This window comes from Thalassospiraceae bacterium LMO-JJ14 (assembly GCA_021555105.2).
Taxonomy (GTDB): domain Bacteria; phylum Pseudomonadota; class Alphaproteobacteria; order Rhodospirillales; family Casp-alpha2; genus UBA4479.
In genome coordinates, this window is sequence record CP134604.1 from 2,813,224 (window position 1) to 2,830,846 (window position 17,623).

The following is a 17,623-nucleotide window of genomic DNA, read 5'->3' on the forward strand; positions in this document are numbered from 1 at the left end:
CGAATAATCATTCGGATTCATCGAACGTGGCGCTATTTGTTCTCACGGAAATTCCGCCACATCACCATGGCGCCCGCGAACATCACGGCGCCGATGACGACCCAGGCGAGGCCGTAGTTCATTTCGCTGTGATCGAGGATCAGACCAAATATCGGCGGCCCGGCCGCGCCGCCGATGGACCACGCGACGGCGTTGTAGCCGATGCCGGAACCGATCAGCTCGGAAGGTACCGTCTCGGCGGTCATCGACAGCACCAGCGCCGCATAGGATGCCATCGCCAGGCCCATGACGGCGGCCAACGCCATCAGCCCCCAGTACGGCCAGCCGGGATTGACGAACAGCGTCACGGCGCAAACGCCAAGGCACGACGAGACGATCGCCACCGTGATGCCCTTGCGCCGCCCGCCCAGAAAAACATCCGAGATATAGGGGAAGCCGACCCTGCCGATGGCGCTCGTGCCTTGTGCAAACGCGACGCCGAGCGCGGCGATGGGCTGGCTGGCCTGTGCCGCATCTTTCAGGAACAACGCCATGTAGGTAAACAGGCTCGATTGGCCGGTATTGAACAATATCGCCGAGACACAAATGACGTTCATGTTGCGGTTGGTGATGACCGTCTTGAGATCGGCAATGATCTGCCGCATGCCGCCTGTCCCCGCATGCGGCTTGCGCGTCAGCGGCAGCCACGCAAGCGCCGCGACAAAGGTCATGCCGACCGCGATCCACAGCACGCTACGCCAGTCCATGAAGGCCGCCATCACGCCGCCACCGGCACCGAGCAAGCCGCCGAGCGGCACGCCGAGTTGCTTCATGCCCATCGCCGTTCCGGTCCACGCCGGCGGGAACCAGCGCATGACGCCCTTGGCGGTCGCCGGATTGACGAACGAATAACCGAGACCGATCAGGAACGATGCCGCCAGCGCCGGCAGGAACGTGTCGGCCAGGGCGAACAGCACTGTCCCCGCCGACATGGTCATCATCGAACCGAACAGCGTCCAGCCGACACCGAGGCGGTCGGTGACGGCGCCGCTGGGTAACGCGGATAAAAGCTGCGCGCCGAACACACAGGACATGAAAAGCCCGAATTGCGCCGCGGAAATGCCGAGGTCCTCGCGGATCACCGGCCCCATGGCCATGATCGACAGATAGCATGACGTGCCGACCGTATGCGCGAGACCGAGCAGGAAGATGCGAGCGCGCCAGGGATTAAACCCGGCCGGCGGGCCGGAGGGATTAAACCCGGCCGGCGGGCCGGAGGGATTGAAGCCTTGCGGCAACGGGTTCGGCACGGGCGCGGGTTGGCCGTCGGCGCTGTCACTCACTGGGTGCGTTCCTTGAAGACGAACACCAAAAGCACCAGCCCGACGCAGACGATCCCCGCCGTCACCAGCCATGCGGCATCGAAGCCGCCCCAGTTGTCGACGACCCAGCCGAACATAACCGGTCCCAGCATACCGCCGATATGCACGCCGACCATGTTGACGCCCATCGCCGAGCCGGCCAGGCGCGGCTCGACCGCTTCGACGACGATGGCCTGCGCCACCGGCGCGAAGGATGCGATGGTGATGCCGAGCGCAACGGCAAGCCCGAGGCCCATGTAAAGGCCCGGCCCCGGCCCGACGAACGCCATCGCCGCCAGGAACACCGCCGACGCGCCGCAGATCCATGCCACCAGTTGCCCGCGCTTGCCGACGAAATATTTGTCCGACACCACGCCCCAGCCGATCCGCGCCGCCGCACTGGCCGTCTGCGCCAGCCCGATGGACAGACCGGCGACTTCCTGCGACGCCTTGGCGACGGAGGTCAGAAACAGCGTCAGGAATCCGAAGAAGTTGGTCTGTCCGACATTCAACAGGCCGTTGAGGATCGCATAGACGTTGAAGTTCCAGTCCTTCAGCACGTCGCCCATGTTGGCGACGATGCTGCGGCGCTGATCGATCGGCAGCGGCACGTGATATCGCACCAGCACCAGACAATAAATGCCGTTAAGCACCATCGCTGCGGCAACGCCCCACATGATCAACTGCCAGTTCACATACGCCGCCAGCGCGCCGTTGCCCGCCGCGATCACGCCGCCGATCGGCACGCCGACCTGTTTCAGGCCCATCGCCGTGCCGCGCCGTTCGCGCGGGAACCAGTCGAGCACGCCGCGCGCCGTCGACGGGTTGGTCATGCAATACCCGAAGCCCATCAGGAACATCGCGCCGAGGCACTGCACATAGCCGTCGGCAATCGCCAGCGTCACGGCGGCAATCGCCATCAGGCAATGCGCGAACACCAGCGTCCGCCCGACGCCGAAACGGTCGGTGATCGCGCCCGCCGGCATCGAGCCTGTCGCCTGCGCCGCGTAATAGGTGGAGACGAACGCGCCGAACTCGGCGGCGCTGAGATCGAGATCAGCAGAGATCACCGGCGCCATGGCCATGACCGAAACCACATTCATGGTCCCGACCACATGCGAGAAGATCAGTGCCGGCAGTCGGCCGAACCAGGGATTTCCGCCACCGTGCAAGGAGGTGTCGCTCAAGACTGCAACGCCCGCCCGTCCATGTCATCGGCTTCAAGACCCAGATGCCGCATCGCCGTCGGCGCGATATCGATGGCCGAGGTTTTCGCGTCGATCGCATTCCCGGCGGCGAACCCTGCCCCGGCGCAGATCAGGAACGGACTTTGCTCGTATTTGCCGAGCCCGCCGTGCTGGCCACAGCCGACATTGTTGGAGATTTTCAGATCGCCCTGAAACGCCGTGCCGCAACCGGGCAGACCGCCCGCACCCGGTGCTTCCGTCGCGGCGCCGACAACGACGATATCGATCCCGTCATCGGGGTCGAGTCCGAGCGCCGCCATCTCATCGCCGGCATAAACGGCGCCGATGCGGTCGTCCGCGCGCAGATGATCGACGAGGGCATCCCGGCGGTCCTTGGCATCTTCGGAAAGATAGATCGTTGCGCTCATGCCCTGCGGCGCAATGGCGACATCGCCGGAGCCGGGCGCGTCCTTGAGGCCGGCCGCGATCAGGACGTCCTCCAGATCGACGATTTCCGAAATCGTCTCGTGCCCGTGATCGGACGCGACCATGAACAGCACGTCGCCACGGTCGATTTCGGCGCGGATATTATCGAACACCCGTCCGGCCTGCGCATCGGCGGCGCGCACCACGTCGATATGCGCCGGCGAGCCGAGCGCCACGCCATGCTGCGTGTGATCCGGTTCGCACATCCACATCAAGGACAGCGCCGGTTTGCGATCATGCAGCACCTCGTCGATGAAGCGTTGCGTCAGTGCCGCATCCCCCGCCGCATCGTGACTTGTGCCGTGCGGCTCAAGGGTGACCCTGCCCGGCCCGAAACCGACATCGCGATGGATCATGTGACCAAAGCCGTCCGGGTCGAGAAACATCCCGGCCCCCGGCGAGGCATTGGCATAGATCACGGCGCCGCCTGCGTCCTTCACGCGCTCAGACATGGTCGGCACCTTGAGCGTGCGGCCCTTGGCGTCGAACATCAGGTCGCGGAAGGCCGGCGGGCCGACGGAATAGACTTTCAGCCCGTCGCCATGGTCGAGCGCGACGGCATTGCCCTGCAGCCCGTTGCGCGCGGGAAGGCACCCGGTGGCAATCGCCGCCGCCGTGGTCCGCGTCGTCGACGGGAAGACACCCGAATGCGCCGTGCAGTGCACGCCCGCTTCGGCGATGCGCATCAGGTTCGGCGTGTATTCAGATCCGACCATGTCGGCTCGAAGCCCGTCGCAAATGACAATAACGACCCGTTTCATTTTCGTCCTCTATTTCCCCTCGATCACCAGTCCGTCGACGGCGCAGACACCCGCACCTTCGGCACCGACAATCATCGGATTGATTTCCGCATCCAACGGCGGTTCGGCCAACGTGGCAAGCGAAGAGATTTTGACGATGGCGCCGGCCAATGCCGCCAGATCGCCTTTCGGCAGACTACGGTAGCCACGCATCGGCGCCAGCCCCTTGACCTCGGCGATCATGTCGCGGGCGGTGGCAAGGCTGACCGGCGCGGCGCGGATGGCGCTGTCGGCATAGACCTCGGCCAAAATGCCGCCCGGCGACAGCACGACGACGGGGCCGACCTGCGGGTCGAGGCGGAAACCGACCAGCACTTCGCCGACGCCGGACACCATTTCCTCGACCAGAAAGCGGTCCAGCTTCAGGCCCGGTTTATGAGCCGCCACGTTGGCCCGGATATCGGCAATGGCCTCGGCCAGTTCGTCCGCGGAGGCGATGCCGAGCTTCACCGCCCCGGCTTCGGTCTTGTGCGGCAGGTCCGCCGACAATGCCTTGACCGCCAGCGGATAGGTCAATCCGTGCGCTTCGTTTCCATCGGCGATGACCGCGTGCGGCGCGACCGGAATACCGAGCGACGCGAATACAGCGAGAGACTCGGCTTCATCCTTCGAGACGGGTGAGCGCGCCCCGTCCGCCGTCTTGGCAACGGCACCTTCGCTCGGCACCTGCCACTGGAAGAACGCGCGCATGGCATCGGCGCAGGCCTCAGGCGTGCGGAACGCGGCAATCCCCGCGTCCGCCAGCAATCGAAGCGACGCATCGGCCTGCGGCACCATGAAGGCCGAGACGGGTTTCGACGCCTTGGCCCCGACCTCGACGATCGGCGACACCGCCAGTTCCGGATGGAACTGCGCCGACGAACCGACCACGCAGACCACCGCGTCGCAGGCATCGCTTTCCAGCAACGCCGTCAACGCCGCGCCGTAAACACCGTCGCGGGTGCCGGCCATGGTCAGATCGATCAGCGGCCCGCGCCCGATTGTCAGATCGAAATCCTTGAGCCGTTCATGCACCGCGTCGGGTGCCGGTATGACGTCGAGACCGACCGCGCCCAAGCGGTCGACAACCGTCGATGCGCCGCCGCCGGTCGTCGTCATCACGCCGACCCGTTTGCCACGGGGCGGCTTTTGGCCCCGCAGCAACGGCGGCATCTCGAACAGCGTTTCCAGCGTCTCGACACGAACGATCCCGTGCGCACGGAAAAATGCATCGACGGCCTTGTCCTCGCCCGCCAGCGCGCCGGAATGCGACAGTGCCACAGCCTGTCCCGCCTGCGAGCGGCCAAGCTTGTAGACGATCACCGGTTTCCCGGCATCGAAAGCGCGCCGGGCGGCACGCGCCAGCGTCGGCGCATCGCGCAGCGCTTCCAGAAACAGCAGGATGGCATCGGTTTCGGGATCGTCGACCAACACATCGACCAGTTCGCCGACACCGATATCGGCTTCGTTGCCAACCGACAGCATGCGCGAAAAACCGATCCCCCGCGCCGCGCCGCGCGACAGCAAGGTGCCGAGAATGGTGCCCGACTGCGAGACAAGTCCCATGCGTCCGATGGGTACGTCGCCCATTTCCAGCACCGCGTTGACCGACAGCGTCAGATGGCTGGCCGGACAGATCACGCCCATACTGTTGGGGCCGAGCACACGCACCCCCGCTTCGGCGGCGACGCGCAGCAACTCGTCCTGCTTCGCCTGACCGGCGGGACCGGTTTCGGCAAAGCCGTCGGAATAGATCGTCGCCACCTTGACGCCGATCTCGCCGCACTGGCGCACCGCATCGATGACGTGACCGGCAGGGACCATGATGAACGCCTGATCGCATGGGCCGTCGATGTCGCCGACACTTTTATAGGCGCTCAGACCCTGCACCTCGTCACGGCCCGGGTTGACCGGATAGATCGCCCCCGTGAAGCCGTGCGCGCCCAGATAACGCTGCGGGCGGCCGGTGTTTTTCTTTGGATCCGCCGACGCGCCGACAAGGGCCACGCCGCGCGGCGTCAACAAAGCTTCGACAAGGCCGCTCATGACGCTTGCTTGTCGGTCTTCGGCGGGCGCTGCGAAAAGCGGCGTTCGAAGATGCCTTCGGCGATGCGGTTCATCATCACCTCCGACGAGCCGCCGGCGATCATCCAGCCGCGCGTGCGGCGGAAACAGTATTCGATCAGGCAGTCCTGCGAATATCCGGCTGCCCCCATGATCTGCATTGCTTCGCTCGAAACCTCATGACCGGCCCGGTTACAGGCCAGCTTGGCAAGCGCCGTATCGTCCGCGGACGGAAAGCCCTGATCGGCCTTTGTCGCGGCGCGCATTAACAGCAACTGCGCCGATTCAAGCTTCAGTTTCATCTCTGCGAATTTCCACTGCAGCCCCTGAAACTCGCACAGTGGACGCCCGAACTGGTGCCGTTCCATGGCGTGTTTGCGGGCCATCTCATAGGCAAAACGGCCCAGCGCCACGGCACGTGACGAATTGCCCAGCCGCTCGACGTTGAATCCGGCGATCTGGCGTTTGAAGCCGCCTTCGCGCAGCAGGATGTTCTCCGGCGGAATGTAGGCATTCTCGAAATAGATCTGACACCATTCCTCGCCGCCCAGATACATCACCGGCTGGCCGCGTGTGACGCCTTCGGTGTCGGGTTCGACCAGCACCGATCCGATCCCGTTAACACCGGGGCCATAGCGGCAATAGACCAAAAACAGATCGGCTTCCGGGCTGTGCGTCGAAAAGACCTTGGTGCCGTTCAGATGCACACCGTCATCGCCGGCTGGCGTCGCCGTGGTCTTGAGATCGGTCAGGGCCGAGCCGGCTTCGGGTTCCGACATGGCCACGGAGATGACCTTTTCACCGGCCAGGATCGGTCTCAGATAACGCGCTTTCTGGTCATCCGTGCCATACTCGGCGAGCACGCGCACGGCACCGAAATTGCCGGCCTGTACGACGTCAGCGCTTCTTGGGCAGTGCTTGGCAATGGTCTGGATGGCGATCACCGCATCGGTCAGCGAGCCGCCCTGGCCGCCGTCCTCTTCACGCATGGTGATACCGAGCAGCCCCTGTTCGGACATCATCTTCGCGACATCCTTGGGGAAGCCCCTGGCATGCGCGCGCGCCAGTGCATCGGCGGCAAGGTGGCGCTCAGCAAAGCCGTCAACGGCGTCCATGAACATCCGTTGTTCTTCTGATAGTTCAAAATCCATTATTTCCTCCGTGTGGGACGATGAGATTACATCCGTCCCCACGAAATTCAACGCACCGTATGAAGGTTTCACGTACTTGTCGCGGTTACACACGACGACTAAAGTGCCTTTGACATATGTCATGGCATTTTGGCCTTTGATGGCCGATATTCCGTTGCAAATATTACACGAAAAAGGCTGGAGATATTACTGATGGACTACGAGCAGCGTTTCCGTGCCGTCGTCGACGATGTTCGCAAAGATGGACGCTACCGGGTTTTCGCCGACCTGAAGCGCGAAGCCGGAAACTTTCCGCACGCCGTCAATTACCGTGACGGGACGGAACATCCGGTCGTCATCTGGTGCTCCAACGATTACCTTGGCATGGGGCAGAACCCGGCCGCCATCGATGCCGCCGGCACGGCCGCCAGAACCTATGGCGTAGGCTCGGGCGGGACTCGGAATATCTCCGGTACCACGCATCTACTGGTCGAGTTGGAAAACGAACTGGCCGGCCTGCACAACAAGGAAGCGGCCCTGCTGTTCACGTCCGGGTTCGTATCAAACGACGCGACCATATCCGGGGTCGCTAAAATGCTGCCGGGCTGCATCATTTTTTCGGATGCCATGAATCACGCCTCGATGATCGACGGTGTCCGCCATTCGGGTGCGGAAAAGCGGGTTTTCCGGCATAACGATCTGGCGCATCTGGAAGAACTTCTGGCCGCAGCCCCGATGGGCGCGCCGAAGCTGATCGTCTTCGAAAGCGTGTATTCCATGGATGGCGACGTTTCGCCGATCGGCAAGATTTGCGATCTCGCCGAAACTTATGGGGCGATGACATATCTCGACGAGGTGCACGCGGTCGGTCTTTACGGCGAAACCGGCGGCGGCATTTCGGAGCGCGACGGCGTTGCTGAGCGCGTCGATATCATCGAAGGCACCCTGGCCAAGGCGTTCGGCACCATGGGCGGTTATGTGACCGGCTCGGCGACTTTGATCGATGCGATCCGGCTCACCGCCAGCGGTTTCATCTTCACCACCACCATCGCGCCGCCGGTCGCCGCCGCGGCCCTGACCAACGTCCGCCATGTACGCGCCCACAACGACCTCAGGGTCCGTCATCAGGAACGCGCCGCCAATCTGAAGCAACGCCTCATCAAGGCCGGGCTGCCGGTCATGCCGTCGGACACGCATATCGTGCCGCTGTTCGTCGGTGACCCGGTGCTGTGCAAGGAAGCGACCGACATCCTGCTTGAGGATCACGGCATCTACATTCAACCGATCAACTACCCGACGGTCCCCAAGGGGACGGAGCGGCTGCGCATCACACCGACACCGCTGCACAACGATCAGTTGATGGACCAGTTGGTCACGGCTCTCGGTGCTGTATGGAAGCGCCTGCGGCTGGAAATCGCCGCCTGACCGAGACTATGACTTTGGAGACCGCCGTGACGCAGGTTGAAAGTATTCATTTCGAGACTCTCGATATTTTCCGTTCCGCCGATCACGTGCTGGTCGTGACCCTGAACCGTCCCGAGGTGCGCAACGCCTTCAACACGCAAATGGGCGCAGAGCTTCTGGCGCTTTGGAGTGCGCTTTACGTCGACCCCGGTCAGTGCCGCGCCATCGTCCTGACCGGCGGCGGCGACAAGGCGTTCTGTGCCGGCGCCGACCTCAAGGAACGTAACGGCATGAGCGACGACGCCTGGCGCCAGCAGCATGCCCTGTTCGAACAAATGATCCGCGCCATGATGGATTGCCCGGTCCCGATCATCGGGGCCATCAACGGCGCGGCCTATGCCGGCGGGCTCGAAGTCGCACTGAATGCCGACTTCCTTTATGCAGTGCCGCACGCGCGCTTTGCCTTCACCGAAGTCACCATCGGCATCATGCCCGGTGCCTCCGGGACACAGCACCTGCCCCGCGCCATCGGCGTACGCCGCGCCAAGGAAGTGATCCTGACGGGCAGGCCGTTCGGCGCCGAGCAGGCGCTGGAGTGGGGGCTGGTCAACCGGCTCTGCGAACCGCAAAAACTCATGGACGAAGCTCTGGAAACCGCCGCCGCGATCGCCGCCAACGCGCCGATCGCGATCCGCCAGGCCAACAAGGCGATGCAGGCCTCGCAATCGACGGACCTGAAGACCGGTTATGACGTCGAAATCGCGTGCTATCAGAAGGTCATCGATACCGAGGACCGGCTGGAAGGCGTTCTCGCCTTCAACGAAAAACGCAAACCCGCCTTCAAGGGGAAATAACGATGCTCGCCGTCATCTTCGAAGTTTGGCCCGCCAAAGGTCACGCAGACGATTATTTCGGCCTCGCCATGTCCCTCAAATCCGAGCTTGAAAAGGCCGACGGTTTTATCTCCGTCGAGCGCTTCGAAAGCGTCACCGCGCCCGGCAAGTTTCTGTCGCTATCGTTCTGGCGCGACGAGGATGCGGTCAAAGCCTGGTATACGCACGCAGGCCACGGCAATGCCCAGCAGCAGGGCCGCGACGGCATCTTCCGCGATTACCGCATTCGCGTGGCGAGCGTGATCCGCGATTACGACATGGCTGCAGGCCGCCCTGAAGTTTAACCCCTTAGCGCTTTATCCGCCGTCACATGTCAAGATTATAGCGGTCGTCGAACAGATACGTCTGGGTTTTGGCGAGCAGGCTCCGCGACTCCCGGTTAACGACGGCATACAGATCGCGGATCGAGACGATGCCGAGCGGCTTTCCGTCCCCGCCGACAACCGGCAGATGCCGGAAATTGCGCAGCTCCATCAATTCCAGCGCGGCAAACGCGGAATCGTCCGGTGACAGGGTCTCGACGTCCCGGGTCATGATGTCGCCGGCCGTGGTCTTTTCCGCATCGACTCCTTCGACGGCAAAGCGGCGGGTGAAATCGCGCTCCGTGACGATACCGATCAGCTTCCCCGCCTCATCGAGCACAAGGATCGACGAAACCTGACGCTGTACCATGGCTTTTGCCACATGGCGGGCATTGTCTTCGGGCCGGGCGACGAGAAGATTCTGATCGTGAATGACATCGGGCATTATTTTCATTTATCGGCCCTTTTATGATGCTCGATACCCTCGGCGACGCTTTCGAGATTCTTGAGAAAATCGGCGACACTGATGATTTCCGCCGGATCGTCCGTCGGGATTTCCGGCGTCTCGTCCTCCGTCGGCAGGGCATAGCCGCTGCGCGCGACCTCCGCCTCGCTCAACGGCACATGGATTTCCTCGTGAAGAACCTTGTTGATCGTTTCGACCAGGGCCGAGCGGTCAATCGGTTTGGTCACGCAATCATCCATGCCGGCCGCGAGATAGCCGCGGATGTGTTCTTCCATGGCGTCGGCGGTCAGGGCAATGATCGGTATCTTCGCCAAATGGTCATGGCGCGCACGGATCACCCGGGTGGCGTCCGGTCCGCTCATTTCCGGCATACGGATATCCATCAAGATCAAATCATACGCCGCCTTGTCGACCTGATGGACGGCCTGCTCGCCATCCTCGACGACCGTCGAGTGATGACCGAACTTGTCCAGCGTCGCAACGATGATGCGTTGATTGAGTTTATTATCTTCGGCGACCAGAATACGCAGCGGCCTGGTCGTCTTGAAATGCTCGGCGACAAAGTGGCGCGACACTTTGCTCACATCGCTCTTCGCCTTGTGGAACGGAAGCGTAAAACAGAACGAACTGCCGACCCCCTCCTCGCTCTCGACCCAGATTTTGCCGCCCATCAGTTCTACCAGACGCTTGGAGATCGCCAGCCCGAGGCCGGTGCCTTCATAGTGCCGGGAAATCGATGCGTCGGCCTGGGAAAAATCGGAAAACAGTTTCTTGCAGTTTTCCTGCGATATGCCGATTCCGGTATCGATAACGCGGAACTCGACAGTCTGCGCCGGCGCGTCGCCGAACAGACGGGCCTTGATCGTTACACTGCCGGCATGAGTGAACTTCACCGCATTGCCGACGAGATTGATAAGGATCTGCCGGAACCGCATCGGGTCGCCATGCATGCCGACGGCCATGCCATCGCCGAAGTCGAAATTCAGTTCCAGTTTCTTGAAACGCGCCCGCTCGCGGACAAGGTCGAGAATCTCCTCGACCGTGGATTTCAGATTGAAATCGAGAAACTCGATATTGAGACGCCCGGCATCGAGCTTCGACAAATCCAGAATGTCGTTGATGATCGTCAGCAGCGATTGCGTCGCGCCCTTGATCTTGATGACTTTTTCCCGGTCTTCCGGGGCCAGATTGCTGTCCAGAAGCATATCGGCAAAGCCCATGACGCCGGTCATCGGCGTTCTGATTTCATGGCTCATGGATGCCAGAAATTCCGATTTGGACCGCTCCGACGCCTCGGCACGGTCCTTTTCGATGGCATATCTCTCGGCTAACTCCGCCATTTTAGCGGTGCTCTCCTCAAGGTCCTGACGTGACATTTCCAGTTGATCGACGTTACGGTGCAGCCTCGCTTCGCTCTCGCGCAACTTGCGCTGTGCAGCTTCCTCGTCCGTAACATCGCGGCCCGTGCCGCGATAACCGCAAAACACACCTTCCTTATCGAAGATCGGTTTCCCACTGATGGAAACGTACTCTTCAACACCTTTTCTGCCTTTGATGCTGTAGCGGAAATCATGAAACGCCCGGTGCTCATGGATATCCTGTAGGTGCCTGCGCCAACTTTCGTCGTTACCGATGCCGATAATGCCTACCGCTTCCTCGCGGGTCTTATACAGGAAATCTTCTTTTTTCAGTCCGGTCACCTGCTCGAAACGCTCGGAAAAATACGAGAAGCGCAGATCACTGTCCATTTCCCAGAACCAGTCCGCCGAGACGTCGGCCATGTCACGCAGGCGCTGTTCGCTCTCCTCAAGCGCCCGGGTGCGTTCCTGGACGAGCTCGCTGACGCGGCGTTCGTAATTCATCAAAGACAGGACATAGCCGAAGACCATGGAGGTCAAAATCAGACCGATGGCAAATGCCAGCGCCGCCGTGATATACGGCGCATTAACAGGGTCGGTGAAATGACTTTGCAATGTTTCGGGGTGGTCGTGCGATACGGCATTCATGGCAATGGCGGACAGAACGGTACTGATGGCGAGACCGGTCAAACCGATGCCCCATAGGATAAAACCATGGCGGCCGGTCTTTACATGCAACGTGTCGTCCGCCGCGCCCTCAATTTTCTTATCTACCATCGCCGAAATTCCTAAGCTTCTCGCGGTTATCTGATCTGGTGCCGTGGATAATGAAAAATAACCACATATTCTTTATAGCTTTTAAATCATCCCGGCGCCATTTCAGGTTTGCAACGAAATGTAGCTCAAGCCCCCCGCATCAAGCGCCTTGAAAACGGCCGACATCGAAAGCGTCGATCGGCAAATTGCTCCGGCCATCGACGATCAGCTCGGCCATGATCCGCCCGACCACAGGCCCCAGTTGAAAACCGTGCGCCGAAAACCCGAAGGCGTGAAAGGCATTGTCGGCTGCCGTGCTCGGTCCGATCACCGGTAACTGGTCGGGTGTCACCCCTTCAAGCCCGGCCCAGCATCTGGCGACACGAACGTTGCGGATCAGCGGGAAGGCATCCGTCACGGTCTGCGCGGATATCGCCATCTTCACGGGATCGGGCTCGGCCACGCCCTTGTCACGGTCGGCATAACCCAGATGCGCGCCGCCGATCAGCAGCGTGCCCGTTGACGTCTGCTTGAACGACAGCTTGCGGGACGCCAGGCCGCATACAGGTTTCAGGAACGGTTTCACCCGCTCGCTCACCATCATCGTCAGCGCATGCGCCTGCAACGGCACCGCATCGCCCATCATCGCGGCGATCACATCGCCCCAGGCGCCGGCGCAATTGAGAATATGCGTACTGTCGAGCGCCCCCTTATCGGTTTCGATCCGCCAACGGCCATCGTGGCGGCTCATGCCCGTCACCTTTTCGCCAAGCCGGAACGACACGCCCAGGGATTTTGCCTTGTTGTAAAACGCTTTCGTCGTGCGCATCGGGTCGGCGGCGCCGTCGCCCTCGCACCACAACCCGCCCGTGGCGCGCGGGTGCACGTCTGGCACGAGTTGTTTCAGCTTTTCGCGGCCGATGGTCTTTTCATGATCGTAGCCGAGTTCGCGAACCTGCCGGGCGCGGTCTTCGAGCTTGGCCATATCGGCATCTGATTCGGCGATCTTCAGCTGGCCGCAGACATGGAAATCACAATCGTCATCGACGAGGGACGAAATGTCGTTCCAGATTTCCAGCGATGCCTCGGCCAGTGGAATTTCCGCCGGGTTCCGTCCCAGTCGGCGCACCCCACCGGCATTCACCCCGGATGCAAACCGGCCCGGATGATACGGCTCGATAACCACTACGGATTGGCCGCGCATCGCCAGGTGCAGCGCGGCGGAGCAGCCGTGCAGACCGCCGCCGATGACGGCGACATCGGCGGGCCGGTTACTCACGACGGAAATTTATCCCTGAGCGCCGCAACCTGTTCGTCCGTCAGATAGCGGGTTCTGGCATCTTTAAGAATCAGGAACAGCTTTGCCGTTTCTTCCAGTTCTTCGGTCGCGTAAACGGCATCGGCAAGGGATTTGCCGGCTACCACCGGGCCGTGGTTGGCGAGCAGCACGGCATGATGATCGGAGGCCATTTCCCGGACCGCGCGTGCCAGATCCAGGTCGCCCGGCGGAAAATACGGGACCAGCGGCAAAGTCCCGATCTTCATCACGTAATACGCCGTGATCGGCGGCAGCACATTTTTCGGGTCGACATCGGCCAGGCAGCTAACGGCAACGGAATGCGTCGAATGCAGGTGCACGACGGCGCCCGCGGACGCACGCTCCTCGTACATCGCGGTATGCAGGAATGTTTCCTTGGTCGGCTTGTCGCCCGAGACGTGCACGCCGTTCAGATCGAGCTTGGCAATGCGCGCCGGGTCGATATCGCCCATCGACACGCCGGTCGGCGTCATCAGCCAGCCGTCGTCCAGCCTGACGCTGATGTTGCCGGAACTGCCGAACGTCAGGCCGCGCTCAAAGATCGACTTTGCGAAGCGGGCGATATCGTCACGGGCTTTCGTTTCATTCATGGCAGCATGCCCAGCGATTTCTCGAAAAAGTCCTCGGCGCCGAAATTCCCGGATTTGAGCGCCAGCGCCAGCGGCGTGCCGCCGATGGCTTCCGTCCACGGCACGCCGGGATCGATTTCCGGGCCGATACGCAGCGCATGTACGTCCAGCGCCTTGACGACGGCACCCGACGTTTCACCGCCGGCGACAACCAGCCGGTTCACACCCATCCCCAGAAGACCGCTAGCGATGAGGCCCATGGTATCCTCGACCATCGCGCCGGCGCGGTCGCGGCCGAATTCCTGCTGAATGGCCGCCACAACATCCGGATCGGCCGAGGAATAGATCAGCACCGGAGTGCTGTCCGGCTGCGACCCGGCCCAGTTCAGGACCTCCCCCGCCACATCCTTGCCGTCGGCGATGGCACGCGGATCGACGTTGAAGCTCGGCCATGCTTTTCGGGTATGCGCGATCTGTGCGCGCGTCATTTTCGAACAACTGCCGGCGATGACCGCGGCACGTCCCTTGATACCCGGCAGCGCGGGCGTGTAGCGCGCGACCATGAACCCCTGGCGGCGGAAATTTTCCGGCAAACCGAGGGCGATGCCGGAACCGCCGGTGATCAGGCCAAGACCCGCGGCGGCGTCGCCGATTGCAATCAGGTCCTGATCGGACGTCGCGTCGACGATGGCATGGCGGATACCGTCCATGCGCAATTCGTCGAACCGGGCGCGGATGGCCGCCGCGCCCCGATGCACCGTCGCGTAATCGACAAGGCCGACCTTGTTCGGCGTCTGTCGTTGCAGAACACGAACCAGATTGGCGTCCGTCATCGGGTTCAGCGGATGATTTTCCATCCCCGACTCGTTCAGCAGAACGTCGCCGACGAAAAGGTATCCCTTGTAAATGGACCGGCCGGCTTCGGGGAATGCCGGGCAGGCGATGGTGAAGTCCGTCTTCAGGGCGTCCGCCAGCGCATCGGCGACCGGGCCGATGTTGCCTTCGTCGGTGGAATCAAAGGTCGAACAGTACTTGAACAGAATCTGCTTTGCGCCCTTCGCACGCAGCCACGCCAGCGCCGCCAGCGATTCCGCCACTGCCTCGGCCGCCGGATTGGTCCGCGATTTGAGCGCGATGACAATGGCGTCGGTTTCGCCGACATCCATCGCCGGCCCCGGCACACCGATGCTCTGCACCGTATTCATGCCGCCCTTGACCAACGTATTGGCGAGATCGGTGGCGCCGGTAAAATCGTCGGCGATGCAGCCCAGAAGCATGTTTATTGTCCCTGAATAAAACCGCGGCGGCGGTTCTTATTCTCCGTATCTGATGTATTCATCCCAGGTCCGCTCAAGCTTGCGCAGCACCTTCGCCGCGTCTCCGACCCGATCGCCGTCGCCGATGATGTCCTGAAACTTGCCGCCGTTTTTCTTTTCCATGGCCCGGATGCCTTCGACGACCTTGTGTCCCTTGTCGGTCAGCTTGACCGTGATCGAGCGCTTGTCGTGCTGCGCACGCTCCTGTTCCAGGTATCCGTAGTCCGTCAGTTTCTTGATGTTGTAGGAAACATTGGAGCCTTGATAGTAGCCCCGCTCGATCAGGTCCCGGATGATGATTTCACCATCGCCGATATTGGTCAGCATCAACGCCTGCACGCCATTGATGTCGCGCACACCGATATTCTTCAACTCGATTCTGAGCACGTCGAGAAACCGACGGTGCAGCCGTTCGATCAACAATGTCAGCTCGATATAATCCTGTGACACGTGCGCCCTTTCCCCCTGTTCGCGATCCCTGTAGCCTATGGCCCAATGGGCATGCAACGAACGTTTTTATTCTGGTTATCCCCGATCATAACGGCCATTTCCGATACGTCGAGGGCCGCAATGATCGTTACCCTCGGTTTGGCTGTTTCCGGGCTTGGCGCCTGCAACGGCCAGGTGCCGACATCCTCGGAAATCAAGAAGGACAATCTCGAGAACCGCGCAGCACAGCTCGTGCGAGTCGCCGACACGACCCGCGCCGGCGGCGATATGGCGAACGCCATGCAGCTTTACAGCCGTGCCGCCGAAATGCGCACCGACTGGGCCGTGCCGCTGATGCGTCTTGGTGAAACGGCGCTGCAGGCGGGGTTGTATGCGCAGGCGCTCGGTGCCTTCGAACGCGCTCTCGCCCTGGCCCCCGACGACGGGGCCGCGATCAACGGCGCCGGGATCGCGCTCGATCTGACCGGCCGCCATGCGGAAGCACAGGAACGTTATATCTCGGGACTGGAAAAGGCACCGGACAACCTGGCGCTGAAGAACAACCTCGGCCTGTCGCTGGCGCTCAGCGGCGATTTCGACGAGGCGATCTCTCTGCTCGACGGCGCCGCCGGCAATCCCGCAGCCGCAACCCGCACGCGCCATAACCTGGCGCTGGTGTACGGGCTTGCCGGTGACGTGGAAAACGCGCGGCGCGTCGGGTTGATGGACCTGAGCGAGGCCGAGGTGGCAAACAATCTCGCCTTCTATACCCGGCTTCGCGCCATGGCACCGGACGCACGCAGCAAGGCCGTGTTCGGCGCGTTGCGCTGAGCGGACGGTCATTTCCCCATATTGATCAGATTGTCGAGCGTCGACAGCACCGCCGGCCCCAGCAGCACCACGAACAGCGACGGCAGGATGAACAGGATCAGCGGCACCGTCAGCGTCGCCGGCAGCTTGGCCGCTTTTTCTTCGGCCTTCATCATGCGCTCGTTTCTGAACTCGGCCGACAGCACGCGCAGCGACTGCGCCAGCGGCGTGCCGTATTTCTCGGTCTGGCTCAGGGTATTGACGACCCCGCGGATCGACGCCAGATCGGTCCGCTTGTTGAGGTTCTCGAGCGCCTTGCGGCGGTCCGGCAGGTAGCTCAGTTCGATCGCCGTCATCTGGAATTCGTCGGCGATTTCCGCCGCCCCCCGGGCGGTCTCGTCGGCGACCCGTTTCAGCGCTGCATCCAGCGACAACCCGGCTTCGGCGCAGATGACCAACAGATCGAGCGCATCCGGCAGCCCCTTGGTCAGCGCCAGCTTTCGCTTGGCCTGCTGGTTGCGGATCAGCATATCCGGCAGATACGCACCGGCCACCGTGAGCGCGAGCGCGATCAGCGCCTTGAGATTGAAATCCAGATCGATAACCGGCAGCACGAACAGCACGATCACGCTCAGAATACCCAGGCAGAACGGCAGCACGGTTTTCGCAAACAGATACAGCACGACGTGATCGCGCGAACGCCAGCCGGCCCGGGCCAGGGACAGTTGCACCCGGTCCGCATGCTTGGAGCGCAGCAGGTTCAGGCGCTCGACGATGCGGCGCACCCAGCCGCCCGACTCCAGCATCGCCCGGGCGCGGTTTTTTTTCGGCACCGCAAGCCCCGCCTGCAGGGCGCGGCGGTGTTTCATCAGGGATTTTGCCCGTGGCGCCATCGGATCACGCACCAGAAACGACGACCCGACCGCATACAGCACCAGCAACACTGCGGCGCCCGACAGCAGGGCTGCCTGCATTTCCGGCGCCAGGCCGGGGAACAGGTTCATCAGCCAGTTCAT

General features: G+C 62.1%; 16 protein-coding genes. 4 read left to right on the top strand and 12 right to left on the bottom strand.

Going from position 1 to position 17,623, the window contains the following annotated elements; genetic code table 11:
- Positions 1-32 precede the first annotated feature (32 nt).
- The 5 genes from L2D14_13250 to L2D14_13270 are packed head-to-tail and all read right to left on the bottom strand — an operon-like array spanning position 33 to position 7,007.
- Positions 33-1,322 carry an MFS transporter gene (locus tag L2D14_13250; GenBank protein WNJ98832.1) on the bottom strand — a complete coding sequence of 430 codons (1,290 nt, stop codon included), beginning with the start codon at positions 1,320-1,322 and terminating at the stop codon, positions 33-35.
- Positions 1,319-2,527 carry an MFS transporter gene (locus L2D14_13255; GenBank protein ID WNJ98833.1) on the bottom strand — a complete coding sequence of 403 codons (1,209 nt, stop codon included), beginning with the start codon at positions 2,525-2,527 and terminating at the stop codon, positions 1,319-1,321. Before L2D14_13255 ends, L2D14_13250 begins: the two co-directional genes overlap by 4 nt.
- Positions 2,524-3,774 carry an alkaline phosphatase family protein gene (locus tag L2D14_13260; protein ID WNJ98834.1) on the bottom strand — a complete coding sequence of 417 codons (1,251 nt, stop codon included), beginning with the start codon at positions 3,772-3,774 and terminating at the stop codon, positions 2,524-2,526. Before L2D14_13260 ends, L2D14_13255 begins: the two co-directional genes overlap by 4 nt.
- 9 nt (positions 3,775-3,783) lie before the next feature.
- Positions 3,784-5,838 carry an acetate--CoA ligase family protein gene (locus L2D14_13265; protein ID WNJ98835.1) on the bottom strand — a complete coding sequence of 685 codons (2,055 nt, stop codon included), beginning with the start codon at positions 5,836-5,838 and terminating at the stop codon, positions 3,784-3,786.
- Positions 5,835-7,007 (bottom strand): acyl-CoA dehydrogenase family protein, encoded by a 1,173-nt coding sequence (locus L2D14_13270; protein ID WNJ98836.1) that lies wholly within the window; start codon positions 7,005-7,007, stop codon positions 5,835-5,837. Before L2D14_13270 ends, L2D14_13265 begins: the two co-directional genes overlap by 4 nt.
- Before the next feature lie 192 nt (positions 7,008-7,199).
- Here L2D14_13270 and hemA point away from each other — a divergent pair, with 192 nt between their 5' ends.
- Genes hemA through L2D14_13285 form a run of 3 tightly spaced genes read left to right on the top strand, consistent with a single transcriptional unit; the run spans position 7,200 to position 9,567 of the window.
- Positions 7,200-8,411, top strand: a complete 1,212-nt coding sequence (hemA, locus tag L2D14_13275; protein WNJ98837.1) for a 5-aminolevulinate synthase — start codon at positions 7,200-7,202, stop codon at positions 8,409-8,411.
- Positions 8,412-8,437: 26 nt separating this feature from the next.
- Positions 8,438-9,244: an enoyl-CoA hydratase-related protein gene (locus L2D14_13280; protein WNJ98838.1), complete on the top strand. Its 807-nt coding sequence runs from the start codon at positions 8,438-8,440 to the stop codon at positions 9,242-9,244.
- Between the two features lie 2 nt (positions 9,245-9,246).
- Positions 9,247-9,567 (top strand): antibiotic biosynthesis monooxygenase, encoded by a 321-nt coding sequence (locus tag L2D14_13285; protein ID WNJ98839.1) that lies wholly within the window; start codon positions 9,247-9,249, stop codon positions 9,565-9,567.
- Positions 9,568-9,589: 22 nt separating this feature from the next.
- On the opposite strand, the gene L2D14_13290 is transcribed toward L2D14_13285, so the two are convergent.
- The 6 genes from L2D14_13290 to L2D14_13315 all read right to left on the bottom strand — a co-directional run bounded on the left by L2D14_13290 (position 9,590) and on the right by L2D14_13315 (position 15,818).
- The gene (locus tag L2D14_13290; GenBank protein WNJ98840.1) at positions 9,590-10,039 is read right to left on the bottom strand and encodes a CBS domain-containing protein; all 450 of its coding nucleotides are present in this window, start codon (positions 10,037-10,039) and stop codon (positions 9,590-9,592) included.
- Positions 10,036-12,186, bottom strand: a complete 2,151-nt coding sequence (locus L2D14_13295) for an ATP-binding protein (protein ID WNJ98841.1) — start codon at positions 12,184-12,186, stop codon at positions 10,036-10,038. The genes L2D14_13290 and L2D14_13295 overlap by 4 nt, the downstream gene beginning before the upstream one ends.
- A gap of 139 nt (positions 12,187-12,325) precedes the next feature.
- Complete coding sequence (locus L2D14_13300; GenBank protein ID WNJ98842.1) at positions 12,326-13,444, bottom strand: FAD-binding oxidoreductase; 1,119 nt, start codon at positions 13,442-13,444, stop codon at positions 12,326-12,328.
- Entirely contained in the window at positions 13,441-14,073 is a 633-nt protein-coding gene (locus tag L2D14_13305) for an aldolase (protein ID WNJ98843.1), read from the bottom strand. Before L2D14_13305 ends, L2D14_13300 begins: the two co-directional genes overlap by 4 nt.
- The gene (locus tag L2D14_13310) at positions 14,070-15,329 is read right to left on the bottom strand and encodes a four-carbon acid sugar kinase family protein (protein ID WNJ98844.1); all 1,260 of its coding nucleotides are present in this window, start codon (positions 15,327-15,329) and stop codon (positions 14,070-14,072) included. The genes L2D14_13305 and L2D14_13310 overlap by 4 nt, the downstream gene beginning before the upstream one ends.
- Positions 15,330-15,365: 36 nt before the next feature.
- Entirely contained in the window at positions 15,366-15,818 is a 453-nt protein-coding gene (locus L2D14_13315) for a MarR family transcriptional regulator (GenBank protein ID WNJ98845.1), read from the bottom strand.
- A 120-nt stretch (positions 15,819-15,938) separates the two neighbouring features.
- Here L2D14_13315 and L2D14_13320 point away from each other — a divergent pair, with 120 nt between their 5' ends.
- On the top strand, positions 15,939-16,628 hold the full coding sequence (locus L2D14_13320; protein WNJ98846.1) for a tetratricopeptide repeat protein: 690 nt from the start codon (positions 15,939-15,941) through the stop codon (positions 16,626-16,628).
- An 8-nt stretch (positions 16,629-16,636) separates the two neighbouring features.
- Here the strand turns inward: L2D14_13320 and L2D14_13325 are convergent, their stop codons facing one another.
- Positions 16,637-17,623, bottom strand: a complete 987-nt coding sequence (locus L2D14_13325) for a type II secretion system F family protein (GenBank protein ID WNJ98847.1) — start codon at positions 17,621-17,623, stop codon at positions 16,637-16,639.

Bases quoted from the DNA above. Each gene is read 5' to 3' on its own strand.
- L2D14_13260 (WNJ98834.1), bottom strand. From the start codon at position 3,774: ATGAAACGGGTCGTTATTGTCATTTGCGACGGGCTTCGAGCCGACATG.
- L2D14_13265 (WNJ98835.1), bottom strand. From the start codon at position 5,838: ATGAGCGGCCTTGTCGAAGCTTTGTTGACGCCGCGCGGCGTGGCCCTT.
- L2D14_13270 (WNJ98836.1), bottom strand. From the start codon at position 7,007: ATGGATTTTGAACTATCAGAAGAACAACGGATGTTCATGGACGCCGTT.
- hemA (WNJ98837.1), top strand. From the start codon at position 7,200: ATGGACTACGAGCAGCGTTTCCGTGCCGTCGTCGACGATGTTCGCAAA.
- L2D14_13285 (WNJ98839.1), top strand. From the start codon at position 9,247: ATGCTCGCCGTCATCTTCGAAGTTTGGCCCGCCAAAGGTCACGCAGAC.
- L2D14_13290 (WNJ98840.1), bottom strand. From the start codon at position 10,039: ATGAAAATAATGCCCGATGTCATTCACGATCAGAATCTTCTCGTCGCC.
- L2D14_13295 (WNJ98841.1), bottom strand. From the start codon at position 12,186: ATGGTAGATAAGAAAATTGAGGGCGCGGCGGACGACACGTTGCATGTA.
- L2D14_13305 (WNJ98843.1), bottom strand. From the start codon at position 14,073: ATGAATGAAACGAAAGCCCGTGACGATATCGCCCGCTTCGCAAAGTCG.
- L2D14_13310 (WNJ98844.1), bottom strand. From the start codon at position 15,329: ATGCTTCTGGGCTGCATCGCCGACGATTTTACCGGCGCCACCGATCTC.
- L2D14_13320 (WNJ98846.1), top strand. From the start codon at position 15,939: ATGATCGTTACCCTCGGTTTGGCTGTTTCCGGGCTTGGCGCCTGCAAC.
- L2D14_13325 (WNJ98847.1), bottom strand. From the start codon at position 17,623: ATGAACTGGCTGATGAACCTGTTCCCCGGCCTGGCGCCGGAAATGCAG.